This window comes from Thermomonospora echinospora, from assembly GCF_900108175.1.
Classification (GTDB): Bacteria; Actinomycetota; Actinomycetes; order Streptosporangiales; family Streptosporangiaceae; genus Thermomonospora; species Thermomonospora echinospora.
This window is the reverse complement of sequence record NZ_FNVO01000001.1, coordinates 764,505-781,050: the sequence shown is the minus strand read 5'-3', so window position 1 is coordinate 781,050 and position 16,546 is coordinate 764,505. Positions and strand designations below refer to the sequence as shown.

General features: G+C 71.7%; 14 protein-coding genes. 4 read left to right on the top strand and 10 right to left on the bottom strand.

Annotated features, from left to right (window positions below; all coding sequences use genetic code 11):
• Positions 1-52 precede the first annotated feature (52 nt).
• From C4U03_RS03540 to C4U03_RS03520, 5 genes are read right to left on the bottom strand one after another with little or no spacing between them, the layout of a single operon-like run.
• Positions 53-1,321, bottom strand: a complete 1,269-nt coding sequence (locus C4U03_RS03540) for a class I SAM-dependent methyltransferase (RefSeq protein ID WP_103936113.1) — start codon at positions 1,319-1,321, stop codon at positions 53-55.
• 20 nt (positions 1,322-1,341) lie between these two features.
• Complete coding sequence (locus tag C4U03_RS03535) at positions 1,342-2,646, bottom strand: cytochrome P450 family protein (RefSeq protein WP_103936112.1); 1,305 nt, start codon at positions 2,644-2,646, stop codon at positions 1,342-1,344.
• Positions 2,647-2,693: 47 nt separating this feature from the next.
• Positions 2,694-4,160 carry an NDP-hexose 2,3-dehydratase family protein gene (locus C4U03_RS03530; RefSeq protein ID WP_103936111.1) on the bottom strand — a complete coding sequence of 489 codons (1,467 nt, stop codon included), beginning with the start codon at positions 4,158-4,160 and terminating at the stop codon, positions 2,694-2,696.
• Between the two features lie 35 nt (positions 4,161-4,195).
• Complete coding sequence (locus C4U03_RS03525) at positions 4,196-5,125, bottom strand: NAD-dependent epimerase/dehydratase family protein (protein ID WP_200826999.1); 930 nt, start codon at positions 5,123-5,125, stop codon at positions 4,196-4,198.
• 33 nt (positions 5,126-5,158) lie between these two features.
• Entirely contained in the window at positions 5,159-6,463 is a 1,305-nt protein-coding gene (locus C4U03_RS03520; RefSeq protein WP_235017614.1) for an activator-dependent family glycosyltransferase, read from the bottom strand.
• A gap of 230 nt (positions 6,464-6,693) precedes the next feature.
• Here C4U03_RS03520 and C4U03_RS03515 point away from each other — a divergent pair, with 230 nt between their 5' ends.
• Positions 6,694-7,908 carry an acyl-CoA dehydrogenase family protein gene (locus tag C4U03_RS03515; RefSeq protein ID WP_103936109.1) on the top strand — a complete coding sequence of 405 codons (1,215 nt, stop codon included), beginning with the start codon at positions 6,694-6,696 and terminating at the stop codon, positions 7,906-7,908.
• Here C4U03_RS03515 and C4U03_RS03510 read toward each other — a convergent pair.
• Both C4U03_RS03510 and C4U03_RS03505 read right to left on the bottom strand, forming a co-directional pair.
• A complete protein-coding gene (locus tag C4U03_RS03510; RefSeq protein ID WP_200826998.1) occupies positions 7,896-8,672 on the bottom strand; it encodes a phytanoyl-CoA dioxygenase family protein in 777 nt (258 codons plus the stop codon). The genes C4U03_RS03515 and C4U03_RS03510 overlap by 13 nt on opposite strands.
• A gap of 95 nt (positions 8,673-8,767) precedes the next feature.
• Positions 8,768-9,715: an NAD-dependent epimerase/dehydratase family protein gene (locus tag C4U03_RS03505; protein ID WP_103936108.1), complete on the bottom strand. Its 948-nt coding sequence runs from the start codon at positions 9,713-9,715 to the stop codon at positions 8,768-8,770.
• Between the two features lie 205 nt (positions 9,716-9,920).
• Here C4U03_RS03505 and C4U03_RS03500 point away from each other — a divergent pair, with 205 nt between their 5' ends.
• A complete protein-coding gene (locus C4U03_RS03500) occupies positions 9,921-10,673 on the top strand; it encodes an NAD-dependent epimerase/dehydratase family protein (protein WP_103936107.1) in 753 nt (250 codons plus the stop codon).
• 46 nt (positions 10,674-10,719) lie between these two features.
• On the opposite strand, the gene C4U03_RS03495 is transcribed toward C4U03_RS03500, so the two are convergent.
• The 3 genes from C4U03_RS03495 to fabG are packed head-to-tail and all read right to left on the bottom strand — an operon-like array spanning position 10,720 to position 13,843.
• Positions 10,720-12,018, bottom strand: a complete 1,299-nt coding sequence (locus C4U03_RS03495) for an activator-dependent family glycosyltransferase (RefSeq protein ID WP_103936106.1) — start codon at positions 12,016-12,018, stop codon at positions 10,720-10,722.
• 18 nt (positions 12,019-12,036) lie between these two features.
• Positions 12,037-13,011 (bottom strand): aromatase/cyclase, encoded by a 975-nt coding sequence (locus C4U03_RS03490; protein WP_103936105.1) that lies wholly within the window; start codon positions 13,009-13,011, stop codon positions 12,037-12,039.
• 46 nt (positions 13,012-13,057) lie between these two features.
• Positions 13,058-13,843 carry a 3-oxoacyl-ACP reductase FabG gene (gene fabG, locus C4U03_RS03485; RefSeq protein ID WP_103936104.1) on the bottom strand — a complete coding sequence of 262 codons (786 nt, stop codon included), beginning with the start codon at positions 13,841-13,843 and terminating at the stop codon, positions 13,058-13,060.
• A 217-nt stretch (positions 13,844-14,060) separates the two neighbouring features.
• On the opposite strand from fabG, the gene C4U03_RS03480 reads away from it, so the two are divergent.
• Positions 14,061-15,239, top strand: a complete 1,179-nt coding sequence (locus C4U03_RS03480; RefSeq protein ID WP_103936103.1) for a class I SAM-dependent methyltransferase — start codon at positions 14,061-14,063, stop codon at positions 15,237-15,239.
• A 22-nt stretch (positions 15,240-15,261) separates the two neighbouring features.
• Positions 15,262-16,482, top strand: coding sequence for a nucleotide disphospho-sugar-binding domain-containing protein (locus C4U03_RS03475; RefSeq protein WP_103936102.1), 1,221 nt, complete (start codon positions 15,262-15,264; stop codon positions 16,480-16,482).
• Positions 16,483-16,546 lie beyond the last annotated feature (64 nt).

The following is a 16,546-nucleotide window of genomic DNA, read 5'->3' as shown; positions in this document are numbered from 1 at the left end:
ACACGTTCAAGGCCGTGCCCCGGACTTGCGGGGCACGGCCTTCGGCGGGTGGTCAGAGCGCGTCGGCCGAGACGACGACGGGCTTGGGTATCGGCCGGATGAACCGTCCTCCGCCGCTGAGGAAGCCCGCCTCCTTACGGAGGATCTCGTCGGAGTAATTCCAGGCCAGGAGCAGGTAGTAGTCCGGGGCGTGGGCCTTGGCGTACTCGGGAGAGCACACCGGGACGTGCGTCCCCGGCAGCACCTTCCCCTGTTTCAGGGATGTGGTGTCACTACAGAATTCGAGCTCCCCCGGCCTGAACCCGCACACGTTCAGGATCGTGTTCCCCTTCGCGGAGGCGCCGTAGCCCGCGATGCGCTTCCCCTCGGCCGCCAGGCGCCGCACGAGGGCCGGCAACTCGTCCCTGACCCGGTCGACGTTGAGGGCGAAGTCCCGGTAGACGGCGTCACCGTCCAGTTCGGCCCGGCGTTCCAGCTCCAGCAGTTCGCCGACCGCGGGGCGCACCGGCCACGGCCCGTCGTCCCGCTGGACGAAGACCAGGATCGAACCGCCGTGCACCGCAAGCCGCTCGACGTCGAAGAGCCGCATGCCGTGCCGCTCGAACAGCGAGACCAGCGTGCCCACGCTGAAGTAGGACAGATGCTCGTGGTAGATCGTGTCGAAGGCGTTCTGCCCGAAGAGGTCGAGAAGGTAGGGCACCTCCACGGCGAACACCCCCTCCTCGCTGAGGAGACCGCGCACCCCCTGGACGACGCCCGCCACGTGGTCGATATGGGCGAAGACGTGGCGGGCCAGGATCAACCGCGCCCGGCCGTGGCCGCGAGCGATCGCGCTCGCCGTCTCGGCGGAGAAGAAGTCCGGCAGGGTCTCCACGCCCCTCTCGGCCGCCACGCGAGCGAGATTGCGCGCCGGGTCGACGCCCAGGACGCGCATCCCGGCGTCCTGAAAGGGCATGAGCTGCGACCCGGTGTTGCTCCCGACCTCCACGACGAAACTTCCCGGGGACAGCCCGAACCGTTCCCGGCAGGTGTCCGCGACGTACCTCATGTGCCGGGTGATGGTGTCGGAGTCCGAGGTGACGTAGGGATAGTCGCGGTAGAGGATCTCCGGGTCGACGATGTGGGTCACGCTCAGCAGCCGGCAGGACCGGCACGAGATGACGCCGAGCGGGTAGTACGGTTCGCCGTCGTAGGAGTCCGTCGGGTCCAGGAACCCGTTGGCCAGGGGAACCGGCCCGAAGGACACGACCTCCTGCCAGTCGGTTCCACCGCAGACCCGGCAGTCCACGACCTTCCGCACGCCGCCGCCGCTGGCACCCATGAATGGCCCCTCTCTCGATGTCAACCGGTGCGAACCGGCAGTCGCAGGACCGCCGCGGTGGCGGGCGACCGCAGGCGGCGGAGCACGCCGTCGGCGCGGCGGAGGTCGGGCAGCCCGGTCGCCACGGCGGTGACGGCGGCCGCCGCCTGGGCGCGCGCGAGCGAGGCGGCCAGGGCCACGGGCGAGCCTTCGGGGAACGTCAGATGCCGGATCCGCGGCCGCCGGATGTCGAAGCCGTCGGGGTCGCCGTGCACGGCCGGGTCGCGGTTCGCGGCCTCGGCCACGACGACCACTTCCTGTCCCGTCTCGATCCGCTGTCCCGCCAGTTCGAGATCTTCCTGGGCGTAGCGCTGGTGCAGCCGGATCGGGGGCGCGTAGCGCAACGTCTCCTCGACCGCCGCGGCCGCCAGGCCGGGATCGGCGCGCACCAGCTTCCACTGGTCCGGGTGGTCGAGCAGCGCCGCGACCGTCTCGCAGACGAGGTTGGCCGCGGTGTCGGAGCCGACGACGGCGAGCAGCACGCAGACGGCGAGCACGTCGTCCGGCCCGGTCTCGGCGTCGTCCGCGGCCGCCCGCAGCAGTTCACCGGCCAGGCCCTCCCCCGGCGAGGTCCGCGCCGACTCGACGGCCTCACCGAGCAGTTTCCGCATCTCGGCCAGGGAGGTCAGCAGGTCACGGGCCGCAGCCAGGCGCGGCGGGCAGAGCGTCGCGTCCAGCGTCCCGGCCGTCCCGGCGCACAGCTGAGCGAACCGTTCCCTGCGGCCGGCGGGGAGGCCGAGCAGGTCGGCGACCACGGCGGCCGACACGTCGCGCGCCAGGCCGGTCATCAGGTCGAACTCGCCGGGCAGGTCCCGCACGCGGGCGCGGTAGCGGTCGGCGATCACCTCTCGGCGACGCGCCAGCGCGCCCGCGATCACCGGTTCCGCCCAGCGCGCCAGCCGGACGTAGTCGGCCCGGTCCAGTGTCACGAAGGCGTCCCGGAGCGGCAGGACCTTGCGCAGGACGGGGATGTCCCAGGGCATCGCCTCGGCGCCGGCGTCCGCGTCCTCGGCCGTCTCCGTCCGGTCGTCGGGGTGCCGCGGGCTCAGCCGCGCGTCGCCGAGGACGGCCTCCCCCGGCTCCGCGGAGGCGGTGACCCAGGCCATCGCGTGGCTGAAGGAGAGCGGACCGCGCTCGCGGATCCGCCGGCCCAGTTCGCGCGGGTCGTCGCTGGCCGCCCGCAGCAGCAGGGCGTACGGGTCGTCCTTGGTCCCGAGAATCCACTGGACACCGCGGAGCGTCAGCAGGTTGTCGCCGAGCTTGCTGTCCGTCGCTGTCTGCACCATGCGGCCAACGTAGGAGCAGGCGCTATAACCTCCCTCGATTCCCTCTCTCACGCCTCGGCGGGCGCGGCGGCGAGGCTGTAGAGGCAGGCGATCAGGCTGCGCGCCTGGACGTTGACGTAATGGCTGTGCCGCAGCAGGTCGGCGAGTTGGTGCACGGTCAGCCAGCGGTAGTCGCCGGACTGGGCGCCGGGTCCCGGGTCCGCCTCGATGACGAGGTACCGGTTCCGCGCGTGATAGAAGCGCCCGCCCTCCTCCGAGAGAACGGCTTCGTACCTGATCTGCCCGCGGTCCGCCGCCAGTACCGCGTCCAGGAACCGCGGGCGGGCCGGGCCCGGCAGGACCTCGTAGTTGGCGGGTGTGCACTGGACGGTGGGAGCCAGCTCCACGATGTCCACGTAACCGGCCTCGACACGCGCGTGGACGAGGACGTGCAGCACTCCGTCGACGCGCTTGACCAGGAACGCCACGACGCCCATGCCGTGCGGCTCGACCATCGGCTGGCACCATCGGGACACCTCGCGCCCGCTCGCCTCCACGCGCACCCCGATGACGTCGAAGAAACGGCCGCTCTCATGCGAGATCCGCCCGTCCACGCGGCGCCATCCCGGCAGGGCCTTGAGCGGCACCCGCCGGATGCGCACGTCGGTGCGGCTGCGCGTGTCGGTGATCCAGCTCAGCACGTCGCCCATCGACCAGACCCCCGGTGCGTCCGGGTCGCACGAGCGGACGAGCGCCGCGCGGAAACCGTCCGCCCCCGGCCGCAGTACGTCCGCGAGCCCGGTGTGCGCCACCGGGAGGCACGCCAGCACCGTCCGGGCGTCCATGTTGATCATGTCGTCGTCGGCCAGCAGCCGGTGGAGCTGGCCGATGCTCAGCCAGCAGAAGCCGTCGAGCGGCTCGACGTCCTCGGTGACCTCGACGACCATGTTGCGGTTGCGCTTGTGGTGGAACGCCGACCCCTGCTCCGACTGGCGCACGTCGGCGATCACGCGGTGCCGCGCGGTGTCGCGGAAGTACTCCAGGTAGGGCGTCGCCCTCCCCCGGTGCACCCTGCGGTAGTTGCTGCGGGTGGCCTGGACGGTCGGCGAGAGCTGCGGGCCGTCGCAGTTGCCCGGCTCCACCTTCGCCTGCATGAGGCAGTGCAGCACCCCGTCGAACTCCTTGACCAGGATGCCGAGGATGCCGACCTCAGGCTGGTTGATGATCGGCTGGCTCCAGTCCGGCACCGCAACGTCGGCGATGTGCACGTCGAGCCCCTCGATCGTGAAGAACCCGCCGCTGCGATGGCCGATGTTGCCGGTCACCGGGTCGCTGTCCCAGCCCTCCAGTTCGTCGATCGGGACCCGCTCGGCGCGGGTGTAGATGCGGCGCCCGAGGTCGGCGAACCACTTGTGGAAGGTCTCAAGGTCCATGACCCGCCCGTCCCGGCACATCGCCGACTCCGCGATCCGCAGGGCCGTGTCGCCTCTCGTCCCGGTCGGGACGACCGAGGACCCCGCCGACAGTTCCGCCATGAGAGCTCTCCTGGTTGGGTACCGGGGACCGGGGGTCAGCGCGCGGCCGCCTCCCACATGTCCCGAACAGATTCGTGAAGGCCGATTCGGGGGGCCCAGCCCAGAAGCTCACCGGCGAGACGGATGTCGGCCATGGTCCAGCCGCCTCCCCGTGAGGCCACCGGCTCCCCGTCCCCGTCGAGGTCGAGCACCTCGGGCGGGAACCCCGCCACGGCGACGAGCAGGGAGACCATCTCCCGGACCGCGACCGCGACACCGCGTCCGACATTGACGACCCGTCCCGAGACCGGCGCCCGCGCCGCTCGGACGACCGCGTCCGCGAGGTCGCGCACGTCCAGGAAGTCGCGCCGGTCGTCGGCGATGCGCAGCGTCAGCCGTTGACGCGGCGGCAGCGCACGCAGCTCGGACAGCACGAAGCCGAGGAAGCTCGCGGGGGTGACGTGGGGGCCGCAGAGGTTGACCGACCGCAGCACGACGCCGTCCACGAGCTTCTTCCGCGTGGCGCGCAGGATCGTTTCCGAACCGGCCAGCTTGGTGCGGGCGTACGGGGTGAGGGGACGTGGGCTGATCCCCTCATGGATCGGCGCGCCGGATGACACCGGGCCGTACTCGTGAATCGAGCCGACCTGCACGAGCCGTGGTGGGGCGTCGGTCAGTGCCAGCCCGGCCACGAGGTTCTCCACGAGGGTCTCGTGGTGCAGGCGGTTGGCCTCTTCGGAGGCCAGCCAGCCGCCCGTCGCGTTGACCAGCACCTCCGGCCGCCACCGCGTCACGATCCGCGCGATGGCGGCCGGCGACGCGGTCGCGACGTCCAGCGGAACGAACGAGGTCTCCGGCAGGCGCGCCGGGCGGTTGCGGGCGACGCGGACGACGTCGTACCCGGCGGCCGTGAACGCCTCGTCCACCGCGCCGCCGACGAAGCCCGTGGCCCCCAGGACCATGGCCACGCCCGATTGGCTCCCCACCGTTTCTCCCGTCCTCTCGTTCGTCCCGCGAGGTCAGCGGGCGCGGTGTTCGGCGGTCAGCCGTTCCAGCAACGGCACGATCTCCGCCGGGGCCGGCGTGGCCAGCATCTCCTCACGCAGCCGCGCCGCACTCACGGCGAACCCCGGCTCCTGCAACACCCGCACCACCTTCTCCCTGATCTCCGCCGCACTCACCCGATCAGGATCACCCACCGCCAACCCGGCCCCGAAGTCCTGCACCTGCCCGGCTCGCAGAACGGTGTCCCAGTAACCATTGGGCAGCACCACCTGCGGGACGCCATGGGCCATCGCCGTCTGCGTCTGACCGAACCCGCCCTGATGCACGATCGCCGAACAACCGGGCAACAACTCGTTCAACGGCACGAAATCGACCGCGCGCACGTTGTCGGGAACCTTGTCCACCCCCGCCAACTGCTCAGCGTTCAACGTCGCCACCACCTCGACATCCAGATCCGCCACCGCGTCCAACAACTCCGCCACCGACACGCGGTCGCCGCCCATGGAGCGCAGTGAGAGGCCGAGAGTCAGGCATAGACGGCGGCTCTCGGCGGGCTCGCTCAGCCAGCCCGGCACCTCGGCGCGGCCGTTGTACGGGACGAAACGCACCGGCACGTACGGCAGATCCACCGGCAACCGCATCGATGGCAGAACCGGGTCGATCGTCCACTGACCCGACATCAGATCGTCGGAATACCCACAGCCATAGCGATCGAGCGTCGCCCCGAGCCACTCCTCCATCGGGTCGTCCCAGACCTCCACCGGCCGACGCGCCAGCTCGCCCTTGTACCGCTGCCGCATCCGGCCCAGCAGGTCCAGGCTGAACAGCATCCGGGCGTGCGCCGCCCCGCACGCCTTCGCCGCCACCGGTCCCGCGTAGATGAGCGCGTCCCAGATCACCAGGTCCGGCCGCCACGTGCGCGCGAACGTCACGAGGTCGTCGGTCATGTCCGGTGGGGACAGGGTCTGGATGTTGAACGTCCAGACGGTGTTCACCCCGTGCAGGTAGTCGTGGGTCAGCTTCTCGGGCCGGGACTCGGTGATGTCGAGCACCTTCTCCCACTCGGTCTCCCAGGGGTGCGCCTCCTCGCCGCGTTCCTCGGCCTCCTGCGACTCCTCCTGGCGCTGGCGGACCTCGGCCATCGCCGCCTCGTGGTCCAGCGGCGCGCCGATCGGCACGGCGGTCAGGCCGGTGTGGGTGATGTCGTCGACCACCTGGGACTGGCCGGCCACGCACACCTCGTGCCCCGCGGCCCGCAGCGCCCACGCCAGCGAGACCTGCACGTACAGATGCGCCTTCACCGGCAGCGTGACGAACAAGACTCGCAAAGTACCCACCCTCCGACGTGAGCGGGGCGCGCCCCGCCGACTCGGAAGCCCGGGAGGGCGGCGGCCCTTGACCGGCCCTCATGCTCTCCACGGCCTCTGGAGAAGACGTGGAAGCCCGCTGGAGCCCGCCGGCGAAGCCCGGCTTCCACCGAGCCTCGAAGGGGTCGCGGAACCATCGGGCGGACCGGACCGGACATCGACCGGAGAAAGCGGGGCAGACGATGGCGGTGCACGGAGGCGACCCCTCGGGGCCGGGAGAACTGCGCGAGCCGAGGACCTCTCAGGGCCGCGCGCTGCTCGACCTGCTGACCGGGCATCTCGCCCAGATCCGGGCGGACGCCCAGGACAACGACCGGCGGGGCGCCTTTCCCGCCGAGACGTTCACGAACCTGCGGAAGGACGGCGCGCTCGGCGCGACCGTGCCGGTTGAGCTCGGCGGTCTCGGCCTGAGCTGCCTGCACGACGTCTGCCTGGCGCTGCTGACCGTGGCGGAGGCCGACGCCTCGACCGCGCTCGCGCTGCACATGCAGCTGAGCCGAGGGGTGACGCTCGCTTATGAGTGGCGGCACGGCGACGACGTCGCACGAACGCTCGCCGAACGGCTGCTGCGCGCGATGGGCTCGGGCGAGGGCGTGATCTGCACGACGGTCAAGGACGCCCCCCGCATCCGCACCACGCTGGCCCCCGCACCCGGCGGCTGGGTGCTGCGCGGCCGTAAGACGCTCGCGAGCATGGCCCCGATCGCCACGCACTTCGTCATCTCCGCCTTGATCGAGCAGGCCGACGGTCCGCCGCACACCGCCGCGGCGGTGGTGTCCCGGCAGTCCCCCGGCTTCGCGGTGCTGGACGACTGGGACGGCCTGGGCATGCGCGCGTCCGGCAGCGTCGACGTCATCATGGACGGCTGCGCCGTGCCGGCCGGGGACGTCTTCCTGCGCGGCCCCGTCAGCGTCCGCGACGACGCGGCGCTGGCGGGTCAGACGGTGAGCTCGATCACCATGCTCGGCATCTACACCGGCATCGCTCAGGCGGCGCGCGACACCGCCGTCGGCATGCTGCGGCGGCGCGGCGGCACGCCCAAGGCGGGCGTGCGCACGCTGGTCGCCGAGATCGACGCCCAGTTGTACGCGCTGCGGACGACCGTGGCCGCGTGCCTGGCGAACGCCGACTACCTCTCCTATGAGTTCACCGGAGACTCCGGTGAGCGGGGGCGGCGCATGATGCACGCCTTCCAGCGGACCAAGTTGATGGTCAACCGGCTGGCGCCCGACATCGTGGACGGCTGTCTCACCATGATCGGCGGGGCCTCGTACACCGCGGCCAACCCGCTGTCGCGCTACTACCGCGACGTCCGGGCCGGAGGGTTCATGCATCCCTTCGGTTACCCGGACGCCGTCGACTACCTGAGCGGCGTGGCCCTCCCTCAGGGCGAGTGACCTTCCCCCACCAGGGGGAAGCGCTCGCCCTGGAGGGGTTGCCCCGCCACCGGTTCGCCGCCGCCGGCTAGGCCGTCGATGTGCTCGTTGCCCGTCGGACGGAAGACGGCGGCGGCGTCCATGTAGACGGTGGCCACAGAAATGCGGGTACGGTCGGTGGCGTTCCCGCCCGCCGCGTGCACCACGCGCGTGTGGTGGAACGTGCAGTCGCCGGCCCGGACCGGCACCGCGACCCGCGGCATCCACCGCACCTCCTCGCGGCCGTAGGCGTCCCACGCGTCGGCGGCCCGCTCCGACGGCGGCAGCCGGTGCGACCCCGGCACGAAGGTGAGGCAGCCTCGTTCCATCGGCACGTCGACGAGGGCGACCCAGGCGGTCAACCCCACCTCGGCGCCGGAGAACGGAAGGGCGAACTCGTCGAAGTGCGCCTCGGTCGGCCTTGACCCGCCGCTCTTGCGGAGCAGCTCCGACTTGAAGAGCCGCAGCGGCGCCCCGGCCAGGCGCTCAGCGACGCCGGTGATGCGCGGGTGGAGCGCGAGACGGCGCATCGCCTCGCTCTTGAGCTGGCTGTTCTCGACGAAGTCGAGCACGGTGGCGCCGTCCTCGCCCCACCGGGTCTTCTCCTCGGCGGCCAGGACGTCCAGCGCGTCCGACAGGAACTCTTCGATCTCCGCCGCGTGCAGCACACGCGGGACGTGGACGAAGCCGTCCCGCCGGTAGCCGGCGACGGTCTCGGGGGACAGGGTCTCGGCGGTGCTCAGCACAATCCCTCCAGTGGGCTGCGAGCCGGAGTGACCCCATGAAGCTAGCCGCGGCTTCTCGCGCAGGGCTCGACGCGGGCTGGCCGCCGACCGGGCCGCTAGCCCGTCTCCCACATGGCGCGCAGGGACTCGGCGAGACCGATGTGAGGCCGCCAGCGCAGGACGCGGGCGGCCAGCCGGATGTCGGCCTGGATCCAGTCTCCGCCCAGGCTCGGAACGGGCGCTCCGGTTTCCTTGACGGCGTCCGGCGGGACTCCGGCCGCCTCGGCGAGGTGGGCGACCAGATCGCGGATCTCCACCGCCATGCCGCTGCCGATGTTGACGGCCCGGCCGGTCACCGACGCCTCGGCGGCCTTCACGGCGGCGTCGGCGACGTCACGGACGTCCACGAAGTCGCGCCGGGCGTCGGCGATGCTCAGTTCGACCCGGCCTCCGGCCGCCGCCTCGCGGAACAGGCTCAGCAGCTTGCCGGGAAAGCTCGCGGGCGACGGATGAGGCCCGCACACGTTGGCGAGCCGCAGCACCACCCCGTCCACGACGCCCTCGCGCACCGCCTCCAGCGTCGCGACCGACCCGGCGAGCTTGGTGCGCGCGTAGGCGTTGACCGGTCTGGGGGTGACGGACTCGGCGACGGGGGTGCCAACGCCGACCGGGCCGTACTCGTGGATCGTCCCGATGTGTACCACCCTCGACCGCCACGGCAGCTCGGCCATCGCGCCCAGCACGCGGTGGACCGCCTCCGCGTTCGCCCGTCTCAGCTCCGCCTCGGTCCGGTCCCAGCCGTCGTTGGTGTTGGCCCCGTCCGTCGCGTTGATCACGATGTCGACGCCCTCGGTGCGCAGCACCTTCGCCAGCGTGCCGACATCGGCCGTGACGAGGTCGATCGACCGGAAGTCGTAGCCGGCGACGTGCGGCACGCGGTTGCGCGCGACGACGAGCGGGTCCTGCCCGCGCTCGGCCAGCGCCGCGCAGATGAACCGGCCGACCCAGCCGGTGCCGCCGAGCACGGCGACGCGCCCCCCGGCGGGCCGGACTCTTGCAGGCATGGGATCTCCAGGGTCGGCGAGCCGTTCTGCGGACGACCCTGCCAGTCCCCGGTGGTGGCGGGCTGGAAGATCGTTCCGTGTCCGCCGCCGGCCGTCCCAGGCGGAGTCGAGCGCGCCACCAAGGACGCGCCAACCGGGCGGCCTACGGTGGGTCCGGCTCCGGGGAGTCCCTCCAGGAGGCCAGGGACACGGCAGGTACGGGGACATGGAGATCATCGGAAACGGATTCCTCGCGCATCATCTCCAGCCGTTGCGCGACGCCCATCCCGGGTACCTCGTCCTCGCGGCGGGCGTCCCGCGCCAGCAGTTGCCCGACCGGGACCACCGGCGCGAGGTCGCCCTGGTGGACGACATGATCCGGCGTGGCCTGCGGCAGCGGCGGACGCTGGTGTTCTTCTCCACCGCGAGCATGTACGGCGCCCCGGGATGCCGTGGGCTGGAGGACGATCCGATCGTCCCGTCCACCCGTTACGGCGCCCACAAGCGAGACCTGGAGCTACGGATACGGGAGTCCGGCGTGGACCATCTCATCCTCCGCCTGGGCTACGTCCTCGGACCGAACGGCCCCGACTTCCGGCTGGTCCCGGCGCTGATGAAGCAGATCCTGTCCGGGCGGGTGCGCATCCTGCGCGGCGCCCGCCGGGACATGCTGCATGTCTCCGACTTCGTGGCGGTGCTCGACGGGCTGCTCGGCGCGGGCGTCGCCAACGACATCCTGAACGTCGCCTCGGGCGACTGCGCGGAGATCCTCCACGTCGTGGAGCACATCGAACGGCGGCTCAGGCTCTTCCCCGAGCACCAGATCGTCGAGGGCTCGCACGTCTCGCACTGCCCGTCGGTGGACAAGCTCCGGGCGGTCCTGCCCGCGTTCGGGGAGATGGGTCTCGGGCCTGGCTACCACCGGCACGCCCTCAACCGCTACCTCGCCGAGACCGGACACCTCGACAGGACGGCCTGACCCTTCGGATCGGGCGAGGACCGCGCGGAACCCGCGCCCAACGGGGTCAGCGGGCGCGGTGTTCGGCGGTCAGCCGTTCCAGCAACGGCACGATCTCGGCCGGGGCCGGCGTGGCCAGCATCTCCTCACGAAGCCGCGCCGCACTCACGGCGAACCCCGGCTCCTGCAACACCCGCACCACCTTCTCCCTGATCTCCGCCGCACTCACCCGATCAGGATCATCCACGACCAGCCCGGCCCCAAAGTCCTGCACCTGCCAGGCCCGGGGAACGGTGTCCCAGGTCCCGTTGGGCAACACGACCTGCGGGACGCCATGGGCCATCGCCGTCTGTACTTGCCCGAACCCGCCTTGATGCACGATCGCCAAACAACCGGGCAACAGCTCGTTCAACGGCACGAAGTCCACCGCGCGCACGTTGTCGGGAACCTTGTCCACCCCCGCCAACTGCTCGGCGTTCAACGTCGCCACCACCTCGACATCCAGATCCGCCACCGCGTCCAACAACTCCGCCACCGACACGCGGTCACCGCCGAGCATCTCGCGGAACGACAGACCCAAGGTGAGGCAGATCCGCCGCCTCTCCGGGGACCGCCGCAGCCAGCCCGGCAGCTCGGCGCGGCCGTTGTACGGGACGAAACGCACCGGCACATACGGCAGATCCACCGGCAACCGCATCGACGACGGAACCGGATCGATCGTCCACTGACCCAACATCAGATCCTCGGAGTAGCCACAGCCATAGCGATCGAGCGTCGACTCCAGCCACTCCCGCACCGGGTCGTCCCAGACCTCCACCGGCCGACGCGCCAGCTCGCTCTGATAGCGCTCCCGCATCCGACCCAGCAGGTCCAGGCTGTACAGGAGGCGGGCGTGCGCCGCCCCGCACGCCTTCGCCGCCACCGGCGCGGCGAGGACCAGGGTGTCCCAGACGACCAGGTCGGGACGCCATTCACGGGCGAAGCGCACCAGCTCGTCCATGGCGTGTTGCGGGGAGAGCGCCTTGAAGGCCAGCGTGGTCATGACCGTGAACAGGCCCTGCATGTAGTCGTAGGTCACGGCCTCGGGAGGCAGCCCGTCCAGCTTGAGCAGCAGTTCGGGATCGGGGACGTCGAGGTCGGCCTGTTCGGCGGCCTCGCGCTGGCGGCGGTTCTCCTCCACCATGCCCGCCTGGTCCAGCTCGGGGCCGATCGGCACGGCGGTCAGCCCCGTCCGGGTGATGTCGTCGACCAGCTCGGGCTGACTGGCCACGCACACCTCGTGCCCCGCGGCCCGCAGCGCCCACGCAAGCGGGACCTGCGCGAACGCATGGGCCTTGGTCGGTAGCGTCACGAACAGGACTCGCACGGCGTCCCTCCCGGTTCCTCAGGACGCGGCGGCGCCGGAGGCCGCGGCGTTCCGCTCCGCGTACGCCTTCGCGTGGTTCATGGTGGCGGTGCTGTTGCGCCCGAGGGCACCGCGGACGAACGTGCGGGCGTCGGCGACCGTCGCCCCCTCTCCCAGCACCGACGGGATCGCTTCCGGCCGGATGACGACCGTGTGGGCGGAGGTGACAACGACACCGTCCGCGTCCTCCTCGATCCGCCACCGGCCGGTATGCGCCGACATCAGCGCCGGGGTCTGGAGCTGCTTGTAGACGATCGTGCCGTGCGGGAAGCAGATGCGCACGGACGTCGTGGTGTGGGTGGAACCGTCGGCCGTCCGGGTGTCCATCTCCAGGGTCTGCACGTTCGGGGTGTCCTCCGTCAGCGCGATCCTGGCCACGTGCGGCAGCCGTTCCGCCCAGCGGCCGGCGTCGTAGATGAAGTCGTAGACGTCCTCGGCCGCTCCGGTCACGTGGACGGTGTCGTCGAAGGAGAGCACCAGCTCGGGGTCCTCGTGCTCGGCCGCCGACCGCAGCGCCGCCAGTTCCGCGTCGCTGTTGCGGTCCACGGCCCGGCGGATCCACGCGACCTTCTCCGGATCGTCGCCGACGGCCCGGAAGTCGTGCAGCAGCCTGACCCGGGTCCTGCCCGGCGAGAGCGGCTCGATCAGCCACTCCCCGCCCATGGCGGCGACCGGCGGCTGGGAGACCTCCTGCCGGAAGGCGACGCGGAGGCGGTCACGGTCGAGGTGACGCCGCGACGTCCAGCTCTTGACCTCCCCGTTGGCGGTCGCCCAGAGGCGGATGCGCTCCTCGCTCTCGCCGCGCTCGGCGTAGTCGGCGTACACGGTCGGCGGGAAGATCCGCGGCCACCGCGTCACGTCCGCGACGAGGGCGAAGACGTCCCCGGCCGCGGCCTCGATGGTGATCTGGTGCTCGGTCCGGTGGACGTTGCCGGCCCGCGTCGTCTCCTGCATGCCCTTCCCTCCGTTCGGTGGTTCCCGAGGTCAGTAGTTCCCGAGGTCAGTAGTTACCGAGGCCTCCGCAGACGTTGATGGCCTGCGCGGTGATGGGGGCCGCGGGCTCGCTGACCAGATAGCCGACCATCCCGGCCACCTCCTCCGGCGTGCCGTAGCGGCCGATCGGGATCTTGGCCTGAAACCTCTCCAGGACCTCGTCCTCGGTGGTCTCCCAGACCTGCGCGTAGCCCTGCCGGACGCGCTGGGCCATCGGGGTCTCGACATAGCCGGGGCAGACGGCGTTCACCGTGATGCCGGTCTTGGCCAGCTCCAGGCCCAGGGCCTTGGTGAAGCCGACCACGCCGTGCTTGGACGCCGAGTACGGCGCCCCGAGCACCACGCCCTGCTTGCCGCCGGTCGAGGCGATGTTGATCACCCGTCCGCGGCCCCGCTCCAGCATTCCGCCGCGGGTGAGCACGGCGCGGGTCACCCGCAGCACGCTGGTGAGGTTGGTGTCGATGACGTCCAACCACAGCTCGTCGGTGAGCTGGGCGGTGGGTCCGCCGCCACTGCGGCCGGCATTGTTGACCAGCACGTCCACCCGGCCGTACCGGTCCACGGCCGCGCGCACGAACGCCTCCACCTGCTCGGTGGAGCGCACGTCGCACGCCTGCCCGTCGGCCTCGACGCCCTCGTCGCGCAGTTCCTTGACGACGTGGGCGACGTCGTCGGCGCTGCGGGCGCAAAGGAAGACCCGCAGGCCACTGCGGCCGAGCAGCCGCGCGACCGCCAGCCCGATGCCGCTCGTCCCTCCGGTGACGACGGCGACCCTGGTCTCTCCGCTGGTCATGAGCGCTCCCTGTGGTTCGGCCAAGCCCGGGACGGACCCGCCCGAGGCGCCGGCCTCGGCGGAATCCGGAGGCGAGCCTCGCACCGGCCGCTCGTGCCGCGCTTGACGCCCGGACGGCCGGGCGCGGCCCGGTCCCGAGCGATCGTTGAGCCCGGTCCGAGGAGACCCCGGCAGGCTGCCAGGCACCCGAGACAGGAAGCAGGAAGAGGGACGGTCAATGCCGAAGACGAGCACGACGCTGACGGAACGCCTCATCCTCGCCGGGACCGCCTCGGACCGCGAGATCGCCGAGCTGGTCGACGACGCCGGGCTGGACGCGGTGGTCGCGGCCCTGGTCGAGGAGATCCTCTCCCGCTGCGAGCAGCCGGTGAACATCAAGGCCGTGCACATCGCCCTGGACGTCGACCACGGGGACGAACGGCGCCGGGTGGTGCTGCGGGTGCACCGCGACGAGCCGGTCCGGGTCGTGGACGAGCCCGCGCCGGTGGTCTGGAGCCGCCTCGGCATCACCGTGACCGACCTCATCCGCCGCCTCTACGGCCGGACCGACCACCGCCGCACCGGCGACTTCCACAACTCGTTCGTGCCGGACGCCCCGTCGCCGCAGGACATGTACTTCGAGCTGCCGGAGATCTTCAACTCCGCGACCCAGGCGACCGGCACGGTCATCGCGGGATGCGCCGCCCACAGCGCCGACCTCGGCAGCCTGTCGGTGCGCTCCGGGTCGGACAAGTGGGCGAGCTTCCACTGGTACACGCCGCACTACGAACGGCACTTCGCGCGGTTCCGCGACGAGCCGGTGCGCGTGCTGGAGATCGGCATCGGCGGTTACGACGAGCAACTCGGCGGCGGCTCGCTGCGGATGTGGAAGCGCTACTTCCACCGCGGCCTGATCTTCGGACTGGACATCTTCGACAAGACCGAGCTGACCGAGCCGCGGCTGACCGCGCTGGTCGGCGACCAGAACGACCCCGAGTGCCTGGTGGCCCTGGCCGAGCGACACGGACCGTTCGACATCGTCATCGACGACGGCAGCCACATGAACGAGCACGTGCACACCTCGTTCGCCGCTCTGTTCCCCTACGTCCGCGACGGCGGGATCTACGTGATCGAGGACATGCAGACGTCCTACCTGCCGAGCTTCGGCGGCAGCCCCGGCGACTCCGCGGGACCGGGCACCTCGGTCGGGCTCGTCAAGGGGCTTCTGGACGACCTGCACCACCGTGAGCGTCCCCGCCGGAACGGCGCGGAGCCGAGCATCACCCAGCGTTCGGTGACCGGGGTGCACGTCTACCACAACATCGCCTTCGTGGAGAAGGGCACTAACGGCGAGGACGGCCTGCCCGGTTGGATGGACGTGGCTGCGTGGGACGCGCTGGGAGCGACCGACGCCTGAGTCGGAACGTCGAGGAGTACTCATGCGCTTGCTGTTCACGGTGTCGTCGTGGCCGACCCACTACTCGGCGATGGTGCCGCTGGGGTGGGCGTTGCAGGCCGCAGGGCACGAGGTCCGCGTGCTGTGCACACCGACGCAGGTCGGCCCGGTCAGCCAGGCCGCGCTGCCGCCCGTCCCGGTGCTGGACGGCATGGATGTCGTCACACGGCTGCGGCTCCAGTACTACGAGGAGGCGGTCGCCGGGGTGTGGCCCTATCCCTGGCTGCCGCCGCACCCGCTGACCGGGGAACGGCTCCGCGACCTGGGTGACTTCGACGTCGACGACTTCCGCGCCAGGGTCGCGCCCGAGCTCGCCGCCCGGGCCGCGCGCAGCTTCGACGCCGCCGTCGAGTTCGCCCGCGCGTGGCGGCCGGACCTCGTGCTGCACGATCCGGCGAGCCTGGAGGGGCTGCTCGCCGCCCAGGTCGTCGGGGTGCCCGCCGCGCTGTGCCTGTGGGGTCCGGTCGGCACGCACGAACCCGAGCACATGCGCATCGTGCCGACCGACCACAGCGGCTCGTTCCCCCGCCACGGCCTGGGCGAGTTCGACCTCGGCATGATCGAGCGCGTGGTGGACCCCTGCCCGGACCCGCTCGCCCCGCCGACCGCGGCGGTGCGGCTGCCCGTCCGCTACGTGCCCTACAACGGCAACCGGCCCGCCCCGACCTGGCTGCTGCACCCGGCGGACCGGCCGCGCGTCTGCGTCACCTGGTCGACGGCGCTGTCCACGGTGTCCGGGCCCGACTCCTACCTGCTCCCCGAGGTGATTCACGCGCTACGCGGCCTGGACTGCGACGTGATCGTCACCGCGACCGCCGCGGACGTGGCGGCGCTCGGCCCGGTGCCGGTGTCGGTGCGCGTCGTCGAGCACGTACCGCTGCGGATGGTGCTCCCCCAGTGCGACGTCGTCGTGCACCACGGCGGCAGTGGCAGCGCGATGACGGCGCTGTGCGCCGGAATTCCCCAGTTCATCGCGACCTTCGCCGCCGAGCAGACGGTCACCGGTCAACGGGTGGCCGCCGCCGGGGCCGGCCGACACGCGCTCGGGCACCTGGCCGACCGGGAGACCATCCGCGACTCGGTGGGTGACCTCCTGTCCAACCGTTCCTACCGGGTGACGGCCGATCGCCTCCGCCGCGAGATGCTCGCCCGTCCCACTCCGGCCACGTTCGTCGAGTCGCTGGAGGAGTTGGCGGCCGCCTGAGGCGCGGGGCCGGGCGCACGGCGGGCGGTCGTCACTCCGGCCGGCGGACCGGCCGGCGGACCGG

What these genes read in the sequence shown, in the direction of transcription:
- fabG (WP_103936104.1), bottom strand. Translation starts at nt 13,843, where the DNA reads ATGACCAGCGGAGAGACCAGGGTCGCCGTCGTCACCGGAGGGACGAGC.
- C4U03_RS03515 (WP_103936109.1), top strand. Translation starts at nt 6,694, where the DNA reads ATGGCGGTGCACGGAGGCGACCCCTCGGGGCCGGGAGAACTGCGCGAG.
- C4U03_RS03530 (WP_103936111.1), bottom strand. Translation starts at nt 4,160, where the DNA reads ATGGCGGAACTGTCGGCGGGGTCCTCGGTCGTCCCGACCGGGACGAGA.
- C4U03_RS03500 (WP_103936107.1), top strand. Translation starts at nt 9,921, where the DNA reads ATGGAGATCATCGGAAACGGATTCCTCGCGCATCATCTCCAGCCGTTG.
- C4U03_RS03535 (WP_103936112.1), bottom strand. Translation starts at nt 2,646, where the DNA reads ATGGTGCAGACAGCGACGGACAGCAAGCTCGGCGACAACCTGCTGACG.
- C4U03_RS03475 (WP_103936102.1), top strand. Translation starts at nt 15,262, where the DNA reads ATGCGCTTGCTGTTCACGGTGTCGTCGTGGCCGACCCACTACTCGGCG.
- C4U03_RS03480 (WP_103936103.1), top strand. Translation starts at nt 14,061, where the DNA reads ATGCCGAAGACGAGCACGACGCTGACGGAACGCCTCATCCTCGCCGGG.
- C4U03_RS03490 (WP_103936105.1), bottom strand. Translation starts at nt 13,011, where the DNA reads ATGCAGGAGACGACGCGGGCCGGCAACGTCCACCGGACCGAGCACCAG.
- C4U03_RS03540 (WP_103936113.1), bottom strand. Translation starts at nt 1,321, where the DNA reads ATGGGTGCCAGCGGCGGCGGCGTGCGGAAGGTCGTGGACTGCCGGGTC.
- C4U03_RS03505 (WP_103936108.1), bottom strand. Translation starts at nt 9,715, where the DNA reads ATGCCTGCAAGAGTCCGGCCCGCCGGGGGGCGCGTCGCCGTGCTCGGC.